At 56.3% G+C, this 17,878-nt stretch carries 17 protein-coding genes; 15 read left to right on the top strand and 2 right to left on the bottom strand.

Features of this window, described 5'->3' with window-relative positions:
* Nucleotides 1-3: 3 nt before the first annotated feature.
* A complete protein-coding gene (locus DSM3645_RS11665) occupies nucleotides 4-990 on the top strand; it encodes a hypothetical protein (RefSeq protein WP_131282472.1) in 987 nt (328 codons plus the stop codon).
* 149 nt (nucleotides 991-1,139) lie between these two features.
* On the opposite strand, the gene DSM3645_RS11670 is transcribed toward DSM3645_RS11665, so the two are convergent.
* The gene (locus DSM3645_RS11670; RefSeq protein ID WP_050769355.1) at nucleotides 1,140-1,649 is read right to left on the bottom strand and encodes a thioredoxin family protein; all 510 of its coding nucleotides are present in this window, start codon (nucleotides 1,647-1,649) and stop codon (nucleotides 1,140-1,142) included.
* A 325-nt stretch (nucleotides 1,650-1,974) separates the two neighbouring features.
* Here DSM3645_RS11670 and DSM3645_RS11675 point away from each other — a divergent pair, with 325 nt between their 5' ends.
* From DSM3645_RS11675 to DSM3645_RS28150, 7 genes are all read left to right on the top strand, one after another.
* Complete coding sequence (locus DSM3645_RS11675; protein WP_002652376.1) at nucleotides 1,975-2,292, top strand: ArsR/SmtB family transcription factor; 318 nt, start codon at nucleotides 1,975-1,977, stop codon at nucleotides 2,290-2,292.
* Between the two features lie 78 nt (nucleotides 2,293-2,370).
* Nucleotides 2,371-3,792 carry an MBL fold metallo-hydrolase gene (locus tag DSM3645_RS11680; protein ID WP_002652377.1) on the top strand — a complete coding sequence of 474 codons (1,422 nt, stop codon included), beginning with the start codon at nucleotides 2,371-2,373 and terminating at the stop codon, nucleotides 3,790-3,792.
* A 28-nt stretch (nucleotides 3,793-3,820) separates the two neighbouring features.
* Nucleotides 3,821-4,630, top strand: a complete 810-nt coding sequence (locus DSM3645_RS11685) for a sulfite exporter TauE/SafE family protein (RefSeq protein WP_002652378.1) — start codon at nucleotides 3,821-3,823, stop codon at nucleotides 4,628-4,630.
* Nucleotides 4,631-4,886: 256 nt separating this feature from the next.
* Nucleotides 4,887-5,732: an AraC family transcriptional regulator gene (locus tag DSM3645_RS28145; RefSeq protein ID WP_237564803.1), complete on the top strand. Its 846-nt coding sequence runs from the start codon at nucleotides 4,887-4,889 to the stop codon at nucleotides 5,730-5,732.
* A gap of 467 nt (nucleotides 5,733-6,199) precedes the next feature.
* Nucleotides 6,200-7,165 carry a DUF1559 family PulG-like putative transporter gene (locus tag DSM3645_RS11695; protein ID WP_002652381.1) on the top strand — a complete coding sequence of 322 codons (966 nt, stop codon included), beginning with the start codon at nucleotides 6,200-6,202 and terminating at the stop codon, nucleotides 7,163-7,165.
* Between the two features lie 110 nt (nucleotides 7,166-7,275).
* Nucleotides 7,276-7,608, top strand: coding sequence for a hypothetical protein (locus DSM3645_RS11700; protein ID WP_237564804.1), 333 nt, complete (start codon nucleotides 7,276-7,278; stop codon nucleotides 7,606-7,608).
* Between the two features lie 104 nt (nucleotides 7,609-7,712).
* Nucleotides 7,713-8,843, top strand: coding sequence for a thioredoxin family protein (locus tag DSM3645_RS28150; RefSeq protein WP_050769356.1), 1,131 nt, complete (start codon nucleotides 7,713-7,715; stop codon nucleotides 8,841-8,843).
* A gap of 94 nt (nucleotides 8,844-8,937) precedes the next feature.
* Here DSM3645_RS28150 and DSM3645_RS31305 read toward each other — a convergent pair whose 3' ends face one another.
* Nucleotides 8,938-10,719 (bottom strand): SGNH/GDSL hydrolase family protein, encoded by a 1,782-nt coding sequence (locus DSM3645_RS31305; RefSeq protein WP_002652384.1) that lies wholly within the window; start codon nucleotides 10,717-10,719, stop codon nucleotides 8,938-8,940.
* Between the two features lie 240 nt (nucleotides 10,720-10,959).
* Here DSM3645_RS31305 and DSM3645_RS11715 point away from each other — a divergent pair, with 240 nt between their 5' ends.
* The 7 genes from DSM3645_RS11715 to DSM3645_RS11745 all read left to right on the top strand — a co-directional run bounded on the left by DSM3645_RS11715 (nucleotide 10,960) and on the right by DSM3645_RS11745 (nucleotide 17,836).
* Nucleotides 10,960-11,700: a GntR family transcriptional regulator gene (locus DSM3645_RS11715; RefSeq protein WP_002652385.1), complete on the top strand. Its 741-nt coding sequence runs from the start codon at nucleotides 10,960-10,962 to the stop codon at nucleotides 11,698-11,700.
* Between the two features lie 372 nt (nucleotides 11,701-12,072).
* Nucleotides 12,073-13,179, top strand: a complete 1,107-nt coding sequence (locus DSM3645_RS11720; protein WP_040351794.1) for a dihydrodipicolinate synthase family protein — start codon at nucleotides 12,073-12,075, stop codon at nucleotides 13,177-13,179.
* Nucleotides 13,180-13,266: 87 nt separating this feature from the next.
* A complete protein-coding gene (locus DSM3645_RS11725; protein ID WP_002652387.1) occupies nucleotides 13,267-14,712 on the top strand; it encodes a Gfo/Idh/MocA family protein in 1,446 nt (481 codons plus the stop codon).
* A 117-nt stretch (nucleotides 14,713-14,829) separates the two neighbouring features.
* Nucleotides 14,830-15,765 carry a DUF1559 domain-containing protein gene (locus tag DSM3645_RS11730; RefSeq protein WP_002652388.1) on the top strand — a complete coding sequence of 312 codons (936 nt, stop codon included), beginning with the start codon at nucleotides 14,830-14,832 and terminating at the stop codon, nucleotides 15,763-15,765.
* 1 nt (nucleotide 15,766) lies between these two features.
* Nucleotides 15,767-16,279 (top strand): hypothetical protein, encoded by a 513-nt coding sequence (locus DSM3645_RS28155; protein WP_050769357.1) that lies wholly within the window; start codon nucleotides 15,767-15,769, stop codon nucleotides 16,277-16,279.
* Nucleotides 16,280-16,443: 164 nt separating this feature from the next.
* The gene (locus tag DSM3645_RS11740) at nucleotides 16,444-17,385 is read left to right on the top strand and encodes a DUF1559 domain-containing protein (RefSeq protein WP_002652390.1); all 942 of its coding nucleotides are present in this window, start codon (nucleotides 16,444-16,446) and stop codon (nucleotides 17,383-17,385) included.
* A gap of 16 nt (nucleotides 17,386-17,401) precedes the next feature.
* A complete protein-coding gene (locus DSM3645_RS11745) occupies nucleotides 17,402-17,836 on the top strand; it encodes a carboxypeptidase-like regulatory domain-containing protein (protein ID WP_040351795.1) in 435 nt (144 codons plus the stop codon).
* Nucleotides 17,837-17,878: the final 42 nt, after the last annotated feature.

Raw genomic sequence — 17,878 nt, forward strand, 5'->3', positions numbered from 1 at the left:
GGCGTGGTACTTGATAAGCTGCGAGCGCCCAGAGGCCTGCGGCGTAAGGCGGTGACGCTGCTTACCGGCTTGACGTTTGTCATTGTTGCGGCGACCGGTATCGCAGCCTTTGCGGCTGGGTTCGATATTCAGGTCGTCGGCTTGCACACGCTCATGGGCTTCGTGTTCATTCTGCTGGTTGCGTTTCATCTGGTGAACAATCGGAAGCCGCTCCTACGGTACGTCCGCAGCAAAACGTTGTGGGGCAGTCTGGCGGTGACCGCCGTGATGGCGATCGTCGTGTGGCGGCAGCCGCCGGCCGTCAAAATGCTGCTGTCGCTGAGCGGCAACCTAGGCCCAGCGCAAGAGCGTTTTCAGATGAGTGAAGACCACATGGTTTTCCAGTATTCGCCGGCCGACGACTACAAGCTGGCGCTCACCGTAAAAACGGGGCCGACCTACCAGTTGGAAAATCCTCCTCAAATTGCGATCTGGCTGGAAAATCAAGGAGCCTATCACATCAAGACGCTGTTGGCGCCAGATAAAGACAAGGAAGGGATGTTGCCCTACTGGGCGTTCAAGAAAAAAGGATGGGAGCAGGCCAAACGCAAAGCCGAAGAGAACAACGCCAAAGTGGATGGCGTATCTTCAGCAACACCCAACGGATCTTTCAATCCGGCGGATTACATCCTGCCGGCGGATCCAGAAAACTCCATGCCCTACAAGCTCCTCATCGAGATCAATCAACCCGGCGACGCGCATGGTTCATTAGAGGATCAGCCTTCCCTCGTTTATGCCGTCGAAATCGACAACTCGCTGCCTCGGACGTTTCAGGTGCTGGACTTGGCGGGTTATCCCCAACGCGAACAGATCGACGGCCAAGAGTCGTGGCCGCTCTACTATGTCAATGAAGAGTTCGGTTCCGCCCTGGACCTAATCGACAGCGCCTTGTTGACCATCGAGCGAACTCCGGCCGGCTCAGTAGGAACGATTCAAGAAACTGGCAATTGACCTGTCCTTCTCAACCGCGTCCATTCGAATGGGAAAGGACGCGGGCTTTCAAGTGCGACCGCGAATACCAAAATCTCAGAAGAGACTACCCTTCCCGATTCACTTTCGATGCTTTTCTGGGGGGACAGCCGCTTCGCTCTTTGGTATCACTAGTCCTTTGCGGGCGATGGAGTTGACGCTTGCAGCAACTCGAGGAATTCCGTTTTGCCGATTCCCCCTGCTCGCCATCGCAATGCATTACCTGCTGGATCGGTAATGATGGTGACCGGCGCACCGCCGATGTTGTAGCGGGTTAACAGCTCCGCATTGTCGGGGTTATTCACGTCAATCGCCACAGGGATAAATTGGGCGTTGACCGATGTCTCGACCTCCGCATCCGCCCACACTTGGCGTTTCATGACGCGGCAGGGAACGCACCACTGGCCGGTAAAGTAGAGGATCATCGGCTTGCCAGAGTCGGTCGCTTGTTGCTGAGCCGCCGTATAATTGTCAGCCCAGGTGATGCGATTGCTAGGCACATAGAAGCTGTACCAAGCGTACGCAAGTGAGACGACGAGGAAGGCCAGCCAGAAGCATCGCCAGAAATGAAAGATTCTCTGGCGGCCTGGCGGCGGTTCTGATCTGGCGGACGGTGCTCCTGCGGATGGCGATTCATGCATGGACGGGGGCCTCCTATTGATTGGACGATGGACGACCGCGTTCACCGAGCGGCGGCAAACTAATCTACAATTCTCAAAACCGGTGTCCGAATTTTGTCATGTGACAGAACACCAGCGAGAGGCGCAAGCCGATGGAATACGGTCGACGATCCCAACGCGGATTGCAATGCCCAGCCGCATTCCATCGGCTTGCGCCTCTGGCAAGCGTACTTTTCAGGAAGTGGTGCAAATAGTCGCCATACGGCTGATGTTGAGACTTCCTGGGCTCGGCTGCATCTTGACATGTCGTAATGTTCCGATATATTAAGAAAGAGAGGAACCGAAGATGGGTGGAACCAAACTAAATCTGACGACGTTGGAATCGCTGAGCGAAGCGGCTGAGTGTTTGCGTATTTTGGCGCATCCCCACCGTTTGCGCATCGTGCAGATGTTGCTGCAAGGTGATTATACCGTCGGCGAATTGGCCGCAGCGTGCGAGATCCCGAGTCCGATGGCTTCGGAGCATTTGCGGCTGATGCAGCGGTGCGGTTTCCTCACAAGTCAAAAAGAAGGTCGCAAGGTTTACTACCAAGTGGCCGAGCCTCACTTGCAAGATATTTTGCACTGCATCGAGAGTCGATTTGGCGTCGAGGCGGCGACGTAGCGTCGTCCCTTTTTTTGCGAGTAAATATCGTAGTATCGCGATATTTCAATCTGATAAATTGGGGAAGGAGTCAGTTCGATGTTGCTCAAATACTTTTACGATTCGGCGCTTGCGCATGCTTCGTACCTAGTCGGATGTCAAAAAAGCGGCGATGCGATCGTGATCGATCCCGGCCGTAACGTGCAACCCTATCTTGACGCCGCTCAAGCGGCCGGACTGCAGATTGTCGGCGCCGCCGAAACGCACATTCACGCCGACTTTGTCTCCGGCGCGCGGGAGTTGGCCGATCGCATTGGCGCGAAGCTTTATCTTTCGGACGAAGGTCCAGACGATTGGAAGTATGGCTATGCGGCCGATGTCAACGCACAACTGCTCAAAGATGGCGACGCGTTCTACGTCGGCAACGTGAAGTTGGAGACGTTGCATACGCCGGGCCATACGCCGGAGCATATTTCGTTTGTGCTGACCGACGAAGGGGGCGGCGCATCGGAACCGATGGGGATCTTTACCGGCGATTTTGTGTTTGTCGGCTCGATCGGTCGGCCTGACTTGCTGGAAACCGCCGCCGGCGTGGTCGGCAGCGCCAAGCTAGGAGCGCGGCAACTGTTCCAATCGGTCGCCAAGTTCCGTGAGTTGCCCGATCACTTGCAGGTTTGGCCCGCCCACGGCGCCGGCAGCGCTTGCGGTAAAGGGTTGGGAGCGATTCCATCGAGCACGGTCGGTTATGAGAAGCGGTTTAACCCGGCGCTGCAGTACGCCGACGAGCAAGCGTTCGTCGACTACATCCTGGCCGATCAACCGGAGACGCCGTTCTATTTCGCCGTCATGAAGCGAGTCAACAAAGCAGGGCCGGCGCTGTTGGGGAGTCTGCCCTCGGTCGCACCGGTCGATCCGATCGTGCTACGGTCGGTCGCCGAAATCAACCTGGTGATAGACGTGACGCCGTCGGCTGACTTCGCCGCCGCGCATGTGCCCGGCACGATCAACATTCCGGCCAAAATGCTGACGCAGTGGGCTGGCTTCTTGGTCGACTACGATCAGCCGATTTATCTGATCGTCGAGGATCAGGCGTTGCCGGATTGTCTGACGTCGTTGCGTTCGATCGGCGTCGACCAGGTCGGCGGGTTTTTTAACGCGAGCGCCGTTCGACAATCGGGGATGCGAGTGCAATCGTACGCCAGCGCCACGCCGCATCAGTTGCGAGCGCAAATCGAACAGCAGGCGGCGACGCTGCTTGACGTCCGTTCGGCGGAAGAATTCGGGCGCGGACATATCCCCGGCGCTCAACATCGCTTTCTCGGCAAGTTGCTGCGGACCATCGGCGAACTCGACAAGTCGCAGTCGTATGTCGTGCAATGCCAAAGCGGCGCACGGTCGGCGATCGCCGCGAGTTTGCTGCAGCGCGGCGGGTTTGACGTGACGAACATGAGCGGCGGCTTCCAAGCGTGGAGCGCCGAAGATCTGCCGATCATGCACCAGTGGTCTGGCGCCGGCATTTGACGATCGTTTTACGGATGGGAGCGGCGTTATGTTGGTCCTCGCACTTTTATTCGGCGCGATCGTCGGACTTTCGCTTGGTCTGACCGGCGGCGGTGGAGCGATATTCGCCGTGCCGCTGCTGGTCTATGGATTGGGCGTTTCGATGCGGGACGCCGTCGGCGTCTCTCTGGCCGCGGTCGGCGCTACGGCGCTGATTGGTTTCATCACTCGCTGGCTTCAGGGGGACGTGGAAGTTCGGACCGGCTTGTTGTTTGCGGTCGCCGGAATGTTGGGCGCTCCGCTCGGCACGTTGCTGGCGGGAAAGATGAGCGAAGCGGTGCTGCTATCGCTGTTCGCCGCGTTGATGTTGATTGTCGCCGCCCGACTGTGGCGAAAATCGGGGACGCCGCAAGTTGCCTGCGAAACGAACCAAGACGCAAGCCAACCCACTTGCCAGCGTGACGAGGGGGGCGCCTTGGTGCTCAATTCTCGCTGCGCGATCCTGTTGTCGATCGTCGGCGTGCTGACAGGCGCATTGGCCGGTATGTTTGGCGTCGGCGGCGGTTTTGTGATCGTGCCGGCGCTCGTCTTCTTCACCAACATGCCGATCCACAAAGCGGTCGGCGCGTCGCTGATGGTGATCGCCGTGATTAGCGTCTCCGGCGTCGCATCGCATCTGATCGCGGGAAGAACGATCGAGCCGATGCTGACGATCCTCTTTATCGCCGGAGGAGTCGCCGGCCTCTTCGTCGGCCAAGCCATCGGTCGCCGGTTGTCGGGCCCAGCGCTGCAAAAAGGATTCGCCGCTGCGATCGTCGCGGTGGCGATGTTTGTGATCGTCAAGACGTTGTTAGCGTAACGCGACGCAGCCGCTGAGAAGTCGGCGTGCGAGGGGTCAGGAGGTTTCGCCGCTTTTTTCAATTACGGATTCGGCCGAACTACTTTTGAGAACTGCTCGTTGGTTGATATATTTTCATGGAGAAATGTTCGCTCGACGAGAAAGTCTTGAAATGGAAGATCTAGCCAGAATTCTCCAAGTCCAACGCAAATTGGGTTTCAAAGTCGATGCTTGGCAGATTTACCTTGCTGCGCCTGCCTGGTTGCGAGATCGCGTCATGGCGCTCGATTACCAGGATGAGTCGGATGACGACTGGGAGTACGCAGAAACGCTGCTTACCGAATCGCTGCATGACGGCGGTCACCGCGGCAATTATTTCATCTCGATCCTGGAAGATTGCAATACGCGACATTCGCTGGAAGCCGATTTTGGCGCCGGGAAATTTCTCCGCAGCAGTCAGCCCGGCAATATTATCGTGGGGGACGAAGAGCACGTCCAAAAGCTGCAGGGCACAGGCCCTTACCACACTTTCATGATTTTCATCAAAAAGTGTGTGGTGGACGATTTCTTTCGTGAAGCGACCCAAAGCGACCGGGGCTTGCCAGAGCATCTGCTGCGAATGTCGTTTCGTGATGAAAAATTGAGCGCCATCACGAAACAGATCTTCCAGCATTTCCGTCAACCCCGTCAGGTGGGGCGGAGAATGATCAAAGAGTATTTGCAGAACCAGATCTTGGAGCGGTTGCTAGAGGTATCGGGAAAGAAGGTGGATCGGCTGACCAGCGATGATCAGCTTCAGCCGACGCGGCTGATCGATATTCTGGATTTCATGCGAGCGCACTGCACCGAAGATCTCAGCCTGAATCAGCTCGCTGAACAAGCGAACGTTAGCCGTAGCCACTTCGTCCGGCTATTTCGTCAAACAACCGGCGAATCTCCGAAGCAGTTTTTGTTGAAGCTGAAACTAGAGAGAGCGAAACAACTGTTGGCGACGGCCCCTCATCTGACGGTGTTGGAGATAGCACGGAGTTGTGGTTTTTATGATCAATCTCACCTTGCTCGGGCGCTTCGTCAAGCCGACGGAATAACTCCGGCAGTTTTTCGGAGTGGAGCATTTCTTTAAAACGAACGACGTGTCTGCGACGTCTCCCTTGCATAGCAGTGGCGGCGATCGCACAGCATTTCATCAGCGGGCTGCCCGAAATGTTGCGTACAATGAGTCGAATATCCTCACGCCTTCTTCACTTTGGATTCGGCTATTCTTCTCGCCCGACCTGCGGTCCCTGCCCTGTTTGACGTAACGTATTGCTGTAAAGCAACTTGCGTCGAGGGCTTCTTGGTCCTGTTTCTAAATGGCGGCGATTGCAATTGAACGGCGGCATCCCGTTTGCAATCTGACAGGTCAACGGTCGTTTGGACTGCGACGACTCCCCACCTTTGACTTTGCCCGCATTCATTTATCGCCGTATCAGCTGGTCTATCCCCGCAATCGAATCTGAACGCCAGACGAGGGAGAGAGGAGATCTCTGTTTGGTTCCCACGTTCGTCGATTGAGCAGTCAGCTTTGGCTGTCCCCCTATTGGAGATCCCATGAAACGCACCGCGTTTACTTTGGTCGAATTATTAGTGGTCATCGCAATTATCGGAGTTTTGATCGCGCTGCTTTTGCCGGCTGTCCAGCAGGCTCGCGAAGCGGCGCGGCGGATGAGCTGTAAGAACAACATCAAGCAGATTGGCCTCGCTTGCCATAATTATCACGACACTTTCTTAAGGCTTCCCCGCTCGGGATCGTATAAGTCAAGCTTCTTCGGCGGCGCGATCACCGACCGGATGGCTGGACCGAACGTGGCGCTGTTGCCGTTTCTGGAAGCGGGAAACACAAACGATCTCTATGACCACAGTCAGGCTTGGGATCACGCTAACAATGTGGTCATGAAAGACAAAATGCCGCCGGGATTTGTGTGCCCTTCCACACCCAACGGCGGCGCTCCGCTGAGCAGTCCCGATACGAAAAGCGACGGCTTTCAGGCATCGGATTATTGTTACTCGACCACGGCGGTTGAAGAAACGATCAATCCGAATCCCGCTTCGTTTGCTGGAGCCTTCAAGCTCGACTCGTGGAACAAATTAGCGAACATCACGGATGGTCTTTCGAATACGTTGCTGGTCTACGAGTCAGCCGGACGGGATCGCTGGCGCGTCAACAATTTCGAGATGTCAGAAACGCTGCGGGGACTCAATTTCTACTTCTGGGGAAGTCGCGGCGAAACCTGGACCAATGCGATCAGTCAGGCCCCTCAGTTCGGATGTTTTCTTCGTTTCGCCATGGTCATGGACGAGAATGATCCGACCGGCGTACAGCCCACTTTTGTCCAGTATGCAGGCGGTTATATGAACGTCACCAACGCCTGCGGAGCCCCCTACTCCTTTCATCCCGGCGGCATTCAGTGCGCCTTCGCCGATGGCTCGGTTCGGTTTTTGAGTGAGAGTATGGACCGAGCGACGATGGTCGCTCTTTGTTCCGCTGATCAGGGCGACATTGCAGGAGGCTACTAATGCAAGCCGGAAGGAAACAAATAGTCGCTGCCGCGTGGTGCGCCGTTCTGGCGTTGCTTTTGGTCTCGCCGGGTTGCGGTCGAAAGGACTGGCAAGCCCATACCTATCCCGTGACAGGAACGATCACCGTCAACGGATCGCCGCCCGAAGGGGCGATGATCAAGCTGATCAAGTTGGGAGAGCCGGTCGACTCGCGCAAGTCGGACTGTTGGGCGCTTGTCAAAGAGGATGGCTCCTACAGCTTTTCGACCTATGAAGTGGGAGACGGCGTTCCTAAGGGAGAGTATGCGTGGATCCTGCGCTGGCCCCAAAATTCGATGCAACTTGTCCCGGACAAGTTGGGCGAGGAATTTTGGAGTCTGGAGGAACCTTACATGACGGTGACGGTCGATGGACGGACGGAACTGTCGCCGGTCGAGCTGACGAACGTGAAGCTGAAATAAGCGAACCCCAACTTCGCTCTCTGATGTCGCCGCTGCGCTGTCACTTTTTTTGCAGCGGGTCGACTTTCAACCCCGATTTCAAGAATTGAAGAATGATGAACCCCATGAATATGCTTTATTCGGCAGGACGAACCGTCCTGTTGGTGATTGGAGAGCCGTTTGCTGCCCGCGCGGCTGCCGTTGCGCTGCTGCTGGTTCTGCTGACCAGCAGCGGCGCCGCGGCGGATGACCAGACCCAGACGCCAAAATCCGAGAACAGTCCACCGATCCCTCAGAACCCCGTGCATGTTGACTGGATCAGCGACCTGACCGTCGCTCAATCGCTTGCCAACAAGGAAGGCAAGGATCTGATCCTGTTCTTCACCGGTTCGGACTGGTGCGCCTTTTGTATTCAGATGGAAGAGGAAGTCCTGGCGAAGCCGGAAACCGCCAAACGGCTTTCCCAACGCTATGTGCCGGTCGTGCTCGATTATCCCCACGAGAGTGAGCTTTCCATTTTTCTGACCTTACAGAATCAAAAACTCAAATCGAAATTCGAGATCAACGGCTTCCCCTCGATCTACTTTGTCGACAGCGACTTGTTGCCGTATGGCCAAATGGCCGGGTACACAAGTCCGACCGAATTCTGGAAGGCGTTCGAGAAAATTTCGGCGTTGGGCGCCGAATTGTCGGCCGTCAAAGCGGGAGAATCGGTCGCGGATATCCAAGACGCTCAGCGACTCGATCGTCTGTTTCAGAAGGTTCCGCGGGAGATGTTGGAGCACGGCTGGATGACGCAAATTCGACGCATGGTCGATGACGGCCGCGAAACGAATCAGCCGATCCGCCAAAGCTGGGCGAAGCGACTAGCGCAGATAGAGCAGGAAAATACCAAACGAGATTTCCTCGCGGAGATGTCGCTCGGTCTCCGGCAGCGACTGAAGGTGAAGACCTCTTCGGACGATATGCTCGAATATCTCGACGCGTTTGCCGTCAAGGCCGACGGCAATGCCGATCTGCTGGAATTGGTGAACTCCTTCAAAGCTCACTATTTGTTTAATATCCAACGCTTCGCCGAAGCCGGGGCGATCGCCGACCAAGTCATCGCGGCGGAAACCACGGATCCCGAAACGTTGGCGATGATGCAAGCGCTCAAGCAACGCATCGCCGACTCGAAAGCGGCGCCGGCGGTCGAAACGCCGGCAGTGGAACCGCCAAGCGACCGTATGCCAGTTCTGATGCCGCGCCGGGATTGAAACGCGTGACGCGAACCCATGCAGCGCCCGGGAGTTGGAGAAATTCCTGGGCGCTTTATGAACAGCGGGAGAGTGAATTCCTCGCTGCTTCCCGCTAACGCTTCAAATCCAAATTGCAGTCGGACTCCGCCGCCACGGCTTCACCCACTTCATCGACCGGGTGCGTGAACAAATAACGCCAGACGGCTTCATGGACGTAGTTGCCGTCGGCGTCTTTGATCGCCGAACCGCCGGGGGTGACGCTGCCGTGGGCGCGTCGCGCATCGTTTTTCACATCGCCTGCGGTGATCAAGCGACGCGTCGATCCGTAAGGAGCGGGAACCTTGTCGACGTCGACGATTGGGCCAAACTTGTTGAGCCCCAGCATTTGCCAAGAGCGGCAGTAGTGGTCGCCGGTCCAACCGCCGTCCAGCACATGGCTAAATCCAAAGTAGCGATTCTCCGGCGTCGCCGACGGCAGCGATTGCCACGAATCAAGCTGATCACGCGGCCCGCAGAACATGACGACGCGAGCCACCTTTTGATGCTTCGCAAAACGGCCTGATGTAGTCGAACCGTGCGAACTGCCTGCCATGATTACTTTGTCCCACAACAGGTCGGTCTGGTCTTTGTTGAGAAACTGTCCCCAATTCCCTGCCGGGTTTTCCTCGTTCAGCCACTTCACCAGTTGCAAGGACCGCTGGGCCATGCTGTCCGCTTTCGGGATATCGACCAGCGGGCTAGCGTCTAAGCCGGTCGCCGCTTCAAGGCGAATTTTGCCCAGACTTACTCCATCATCACGGTCTTTCGCGTCGAGCGTCCCAAACCAGCGGTTCGCGTAGTGCGGTTGAATGCCGTGCAGACCGTAGCTGGTGATGCGATCGAACAAACCACCGTTGTAGCCCATCAACCAAATCACCAACTGCCCCCGTTGGGGAACGCGGGTGTCGACCATCGCATGTTGCAGGTCTTGCGGCTTTCCTTTGTCATCTTTAAAGACAAAGCCAAGCTCGGGGTGCTCTTTGGCGTCCGGGTTAATTTCGCTGGCCCGCACCGAGAGATGATATTTTTGCGGCAGGTTCGCTTTTAGGAATTTGGCGACTTGAACTCCCAGAAATTCATTTCCGGCGCCGCTAAAGTGAACGTCGTTCGGATTTTGAAGCTCGGCCAGACGCGGCGAGATCGCGTTGAACAGATCGTCGATCGCAACGCCGTGTTTCTGCATCACTTTCGCGGCGGTCGCGTTGCGCTCGACCATCGACTTGGCGGTGTATTTTCCGGGGACATCAGGAATCGGCGTGGAGTTGGCCCATGCGACCTTCGCGCCGGTTTTTTGCATTCGCGCAACTAGTTGCTCTAACCGTGCGGCGTAATCGTCCAGCGGAGTCGCTCGATCATGGATCCCAAAATTGAAGTGGATCAGATCCCACTTGCCGTCACCGAGCCAAACGTCGAGCTTCTTCAATCCAGTCGCTGTGGGTCCGCAGTTGGCCGGCGCTCGATGCACATTGGCGATCCCGGCAAGTTCTTTGCGAACGGTCTGCGTATAGGCTCGCGAGACTGAATCGCCGATCAACAGCACGCGCGGCAGCGCCGGATCGTCGGCGACATAGTCCCACGCATTCGACTTACCGGCGACCTTTTCTCGCTTGTGGATCGGCAGATAAAAGCCGCCCAGCTCGGCCTGCAGCGTTTTCTCCCAAGCCTGTTGGTCCGGCGTCAGCGACGCAAACCAGGCCTGATACTTCTTTTCGAGCTCGGCTTCTTCCCGCAGTTTTTGGGCGGCCGCTTCTGCGGCGTTGGTCGGTTCGGTATTGGAAGGCGTTTGCGTGGTTTGCGCTTGGGCGGTAACCGCCAACAGCAAAAGCACGCTCAGACAACGCAGAGAGCAATTCATGATGTGGGTTCCGGTGTGGTGAAAGTTACACCGTGCAAGCAGAAGTGCACTGGCAGGGGAACTTATTGTCGCTGGACCCGGGGGGCGCAGCAACTAGTTGCGATGCGCCCGGTATAAATCGCGAAAAACAGCGACGCATTCCCGCCGCGAAGACAAATCGCCTTCCCTAAATGGAGGGGCCTGGTTAAAAACTTGGATCCATGGGGAAAAAACGATGAAAGATTGCATATAATATCCAACATGAAAACCGTCGATGAAATTCAGGCCGCCGTCACGCCGACCTCCGTCAGTGATCTTACGAAGCCGCTCCAACGCGGGGGGCTTCGATCGCAGGTCAGCCAGCGATTGGCGATCGCCATCTTTGCGCATCACTTTCAACCGGGTGAGAAACTGACGGTTCAGCCCCTGGCTGAGCAATTTGGCGTGAGTCGAACCCCGGTGCGGGAAGCTTTGATGGAGCTGGAATCTTTGGGGATGGTGGATGTCCTGCCGCACAAAGGAGTCCGCGTTCGCGAATTTGGTCCCCAAGAGGCGCGGGAGCTGTGCCATGTCCGAAAAATCTTGGAACGCGAAGCGATCCGCTGCGCCTGTGGCAACATTCCCCGGGAGCAGCTGGAATCGTTGCAGCAAGACCTGATGCAAGTCATCGCAGCGCCCCCGAGCATGACTTCCAGCAAAGCGACGCGCGAGATCGACGCGCGGCTGCATGCGACGATTGCGTTTTATTGCCAAAATCGCCGCTTAAAAGAAGAGATCACCCGCTATTCGACCATTTATAAAGCACTGAGCGACGCCTATTACATCGTGCTCCAAACCTCGGAGCGTTATGTTCGCGTGGAAGAAAACCTAGAGCATCTCGCGATCGTCGACGCATTGCTATCCGAAGATCCTGAGGCTTCGCAACGAGCGTTGGGGATTCACCTCGATACTTGGCTCGACGACTATATCGAAGAACGTTTTAAGCCGACGAAGGAAGGCTGATCCCCCCGAAACGCGGCTCAGCACAATCATGGGGCGGTGATAGCGCCCCTGTCGAGAGACGCTCCCCTGCTAGCGCACTCGCTATTCTCAAGCGGCCAACTGCCATTTTACTCTTTACCGCCGCGTTCGTCGGATTCCCTCCAGGGGGGATTCTGGCCAGAAATTGCTTCGCTCTCCTTCTCTTTAAGTGCGCGGTGTTGACGCGTCCAAACGTGGCAAGAACTATAGGCTAGGCATAGATTCTCTCCACTAGAGAGGGTGAATGGGTGATTTTGAGCATTTTCCGAAAGCTTGGACTTGCTCAATGAGTTTGGCGGGCTTACTGTAATATGCAATATGCAAAATAATTTGATCGATCGATTGAGGAGCTCCATGGCCAATAAGAAATGCATCACCCGCAGAGCCATCTTGAAAGCCGCCGCAGCGAGCGCATCAGGCATTCTCGCCGGATCGGTGCTGTCGAGGGTGGGCCAAGGAGCGGAATCGGATTCGGATGCAATCGCAGCGGATCCCAAAGTCCGTGGCCCTTTTCCGATCTTGTCGACACCGTTTACCGAAGATGGCCAGGTCGATTACGACGTCTTGGCGAAGGAAGCCAAGTTTGTCGCTTGGGCGGGAACGCCTGGCATGATTTGGCCCCAGTCGGCCGACAGCGTCGATCTTTTGACGACCGACGAAAAGCGAAAAGGGATGGAGGTCCTCGCCGAAGCGACGCGCGGGATGTCGACGGCGCTTTGCCTGGGCGTTCAGGGAACCAATACGGAAGAGATGTTAGAGTTTGCCGAACATGCCGAAAAACTGGCGCCTACGGCGATCATCTCGCGGCCGCCTGACTCGGGCAAAACAGAAGAAGATCTGCGCCAATATTGGCGTGCCTTGGCCGCGGTCGCGACGCGTCCGGTGATCCTGCAAACGACCGGCGGCGTCGCTTATAAAGGTCCGCTTCCCTCGCCGCAACTGATGATCGAGTTGGCGGAAGAGTTTCCGCACTTTGGATACATCAAAGAAGAAGCCGGCGACGTGCTGGGGCGGATGAAAGCTTCGCTCGCCGCGCGACCGCCGGTTCGCCGCGTCTTCAGCGCGCGCGGCGGAATTCATTGGAACGAAGAGTCACGACTTGGATCAGAAGGCGTGATCACCGAACGTGCGGCTTATGCCGACGTGCTGACCCGCATTTGGGAGTTGCAGCAAAGCGGCGAGGATCCAGAAACTTTGAAAGACGTCTTCGGCAAGTTCCTGGCCATGGTCAAAGTGAAGCCAGGCGGTTTGCGAGACGCCAACCTTTACATCTGGAAGAAACGGGGCGTCTTCAAGAACCTGATTTCGCGCAATTACGGTCCCGGCAAATCCTTCCCTGCTTCGCCGATCATTTCCGAATTCAAAATGAACGAAGAGAAGATCGCCGAAGTTGAGAAACGATTTGAGGCGCTGAATCCCTACCTCATTGAGGTAACGCCTGATTTATCCAAGCCGGCTTAATGCCGTCGGAAGAGACCGGTTTTTCACGAAAGAACTCCACGCATTTTGCGTGGAAAACAACCAGCGACCGCACTAGAAAAACTCACCATGTATCGACCTAATCGCCGAACCGCGCTGCAGCACATCGCGGCCAGCAGCATCGCCGCTTCGATCACCATTTCGGGCACCAAGTCGTCGGGTCAAGTCATCGGCGCCAACGAACGCGTCCGCGTCGCGATCGCCGGCATCAACGGGCGTGGACAGATCCACATGGGAGTCTTTGGCGGCATGAAGAATGTCGAGATCGCCTACCTGGTCGATCCAGACAGCCGGCTCTTCAAGCCGCGGAGCGCCGCAGTCGAGCAACGCACGGGGAAGCGACCAACGTGCGTGCAAGATATCCGCACGGCGCTGGAAGATCCGTCGCTCGATGTCGTCTCGATTGTCACCCCCAATCATTGGCACGCGCTGATGACCATCTGGGCTTGTCAGGCCGGCAAAGACGTCTATGTCGAAAAGCCCTGTAGTCACAATGTGGCCGAAGGCCGGCGAATGGTCGAAGCGGCGCAAAAATACGACCGTATCGTCCAGCATGGCACGCAGTGGCGCTCGGATCCCAAATGGCGCAACTACACGGCCGACATTCGCAACGGCAAGTACGGCAAGCTACAGACCGCCAACATCGAAATCTTCCGTCCGCGTAAGAGTATTGGGACCAAGACGCCGGTCAAACCGCCGCGTGAACTCGACTACGATCTGTGGGTTGGTCCAGCGCCGTTGCATCCGTACCGGACGAATCTTGTTCATTACCAATGGCATTGGATTTGGGACTACGGCAACGGCGAACTCGGCAATCTCGGCTCGCACGAATTTGAGATGGCCCGCTGGGCGATGCCCGAGAACGCGGCGCCGCAAAGCGTCGTCAGCATGGGCGGTCGTTACGGTTATCAGGACCAAGGCCAGACCCCCAACACGCAGTTGACCGCCTACGATTTTGGCGAAGCGAAATTGATTTGCCAACAACGGGGGCTTGACTACGACAGTCCGATCCGGATGGCGATCGAGTTTCATACCGACGCAGGCGTGATTCGCGGCGGCAAATTCTTCGCCAAGGGAAAGCAAGCCGGCGAGGCAATTGCCGACGCGCCCGCGGATGGGCTGCCCGAAAATTATGCGCGCGCCCATTTTCAGAATTTCATCGATTGCGTGCGCAGCCGAAAAAGTGCGGACCTCAACAGCGACGTCTTGGATGGTCATCAGACGGCGGTGCTGGCGCACTTGGGCAACATTTCGTATCGCCTGGGCGAAGAGGTTCCCTTCGGCAAGCAGCCTGCAGACCTGATTGATAATCCGTTGGCTTACGAATCCTTTGACGGCATGAAACGGCACTTGGTCGATGTCGCCGGAGTCGATTTGTCGAGCGCCTCGTATCGGCTGGGTCCCACGCTTCAATTTGACGGGCAGGCCGAAGAGTTTGTGGCGAGCCCCGCAGCGAATCAGCTGTTAAGCGGAGCCTATAGGACCGGATATGAATTGCCCAAGATTACTAGCTAACGCCGGATTGGGCTGACGCGAGCGGCCAATTTTTTAATCTTATCGATCTGTGTTTTACGCCTGCCTATTCCAAAATTAATTACTGATACTTTCTTATCTAGAAGCGGAGAGCTAACGATGTTTCAAAGTCAAATGCGGCGACCGCGTGGTTTCACGCTGGTTGAGCTGCTGGTTGTGATTGCAATCATCGGCGTCTTGATCGCCCTCTTATTGCCGGCCGTCCAGCAGGCGCGAGAAGCCGCGCGTCGGATGCAGTGTACGAATCAACTCAAGCAGACCACGCTGGCACTGCACAACTACGCAGATACCCATCGCAAATTTCCGTCCGCGGCCTACGGCGCAGCGACTAGCACCGGCATCAGTCTCTGGACGCGACTTGCCCCGTTTTTAGAGCAGACCGCCTTTTACGACGCTTATAAGCAGAATGAAAACTGGAATTCGACTGACAATTTAGCGCTGTTGTTGCAGGCGCCGATGGAGGGCATCCGTTGCCCCAGCGGTTCGGTCGCGACATATTCAGGGACCGTTGCTTCTCGAAAGCCCTATTACACGCCGCACTACTACGGGATTCTCGGCCCCATCGGTGAGAATTCGGCGAGTCCCGGGGTGGATTACAAATATCGCGATGAGATCCCGGGCGAAATCGCCACGCAAGGGTTGTTCACGCTCGCGATGAATGATGCGAACAATCCGATTGGGTTTTCTGGGATTACCGATGGAACTTCTAACACGCTCGCCTTCGGCGAAATCTGTTGGAATGACTATACGGCGTATCGTGAATACACGTTGGGGATGGTCGACTACGGCGGCACGACCGGCATGGGCGCGTTTACCTACAAGAGCGTCAAGTGGCCGATCAACATCGGTTTTCAAAGCACCAGCTCCGTCTATTCCGGTTTCAACAATGTCGGTCCATTCGGGAGTCATCATCCCGGCGGCGCCAACTTTGCCGCGGCGGATGGAAGCGTTCGCTTTCTGCCCGAAACGATTGATATGGGAATCTACTTAGGTTTGGCGAGCCGGAACGGCCAGGAAATCGTCGCAGTTCCTTAAGTTGCTGCAATGTCATGCGAAACATGCCGAGCGTTCCGACATGTTTACTTACGTTAAGGCAAAATTGCATTGGAGTGTGACGATGCGGATGTTTTACGATTCGCCTTCTCTTCAGAGAGGAGCATTCGTTTGTGCTGTTTTGGCGACCGCGGTCATCGGTTTAGGGTGCGGTCAGAAAGTCTCGTCGCTGAATCACGTTACCGGTCGCGTTACTTTTAAGGGAACCCCGGTGCCGGCTGGAGTGATCCAATTTACGCCCGATACTTCCGCCGGAAATTCAGGCGCGGCCGGTTTTGCCGAGATACGGGACGGCGAATACGACACGACTACCAGCGGGCGAGGAGTAGCAGCGGGAGCGATGATCGTCACAATTGACGCCTATTCGATGAAGAACATAAATCCTGACTTTCTGCCCAACGGCGAAGCGCTCATTGTTGGATACAAGGAAAGGGTGAACGTTGGGACAGATTCGGAGACCGTGTTGGATTTTGAGATCGATCCCAAGCGGCGTTAGCGGCTGTTTGAGGGTTCATCTTCTTCGTTGTCGCAGGTTCGATCTTGGTTGGATGTTAAAGGCAGTGGAGAGGGATTATCACTCCCATTCGTCACCTTTTGTTTTTTGCGCGACCCATTTTTTCTCATCCATGTGACCGTCATCTATTCACTGAGGAGTCGAGCATGGCGAAGCAAGGCAAATTTGTAGCCGGATTTACGCTGGTGGAATTGCTCGTGGTCATTGCAATCATCGGGGTTCTTATCGCATTGCTCCTGCCGGCGGTTCAGCAGGCCAGAGAATCGGCAAGACGGATGCAATGCTCGAACAACTTCAAGCAGGCCGCTCTGGCGGTCCATATGTACCACGACACCTTTTCGCAGTTCCCACCGGGGTACGACAAGTTTGAATGGACCTGGACGGCGCGACTTCTTCCTTTCCTAGAGCAGTCGGCAGGCGCTGACGTCATTCAATGGGACAAGAACGCGGCGGGGTCTCCGTTGGCGAGCTACATCCCCCTGCTGACGGCTCAATATTCGACGTTGCAGTGCCCTTCCGATCCGACGGTCACCGTCAGTTGGAGCGAGGGAAACGCCTGCGGAACCTGGGCGACTTCGAAGGGTTTTTCTCGTTCGTCGATTGCCGGTAACTTTGGGCAAAACGATCCGGCGCACGCCAACTCGGCTCAACTCGAACATGCAAATCATATTCGCGGCGTATTTGCGAAAGACTATGGCAGCCCGTTGCGTCATATCAAAGATGGCACGACAAACACGTTGATGCTGGCCGAGATCATCCCCGGCGCCGTTTGTTGTCCGCGCGGAACCTGGTGGAATGACGAGGGCCCGGTTTTCATGCAGGCTTATGTTCCTAACGACTCGACGCCTGATCTGCAACGGACCAATCGCTGCGATTCGATCGGCGGCCCCGTCGCCAAGGCTCCCTGCGCGGAAGTGTTGACGGCGCAAAATATGGTGGTGAACACCGCGCGGGGCTATCATCCCGGCGGCGTCATCACCGCCAATTGCGATGGCAGCGTGAGATTCGTACCCAACACGATTTCGCTTTCGACCTGGAAGGCGATGGGCACACCCAGCGGCAATGAAGTCTTCGAGGCGGTCCCTTAAGAAGAGCGGAGACATCATGCTCGATTTGCAACGCACCGCAATTCCGTTTGTCATCATGACCTTTATCAGCATTGCCCTTGCAAGCGGTTGCAGCAGCCAGAGCGATTTACGCTCGGTCAAAGGCGAAGTGACCATGGACGGAATGCCGGCTGCTGGAGCAATCATTAGCTTCCAGGCCGTCGCCGGCAGTCTCGGCAACTCGTCGGGTGCCGTCGTTGACCAGCAGGGAAGGTATTCCATCCCCTCTGAAAAAGGCTTAAAAGCCGGCGCCTACGACGTCACCATCCAATACTGGAAAGAGACCGGCGAGACTTATACAGACCCCTGCACTGGGCAAACCACCGCGACCACGGCTCCGATAAAGTTCGCCCAGCAAGGCAAATTGAGAGTCGACGTGAAAGCGGACGAGGAGGGGCAATTTGACTTTGCATTGACCTCTGCGAAGAAATAGACGCTGCGGTAAGCCGGTGGAGATAGGACGCGGCCCGTATCG

Origin of the sequence: Blastopirellula marina DSM 3645 (genome assembly GCF_000153105.1) — a bacterium.
Taxonomy (GTDB): Bacteria; Planctomycetota; Planctomycetia; order Pirellulales; family Pirellulaceae; genus Blastopirellula; species Blastopirellula marina.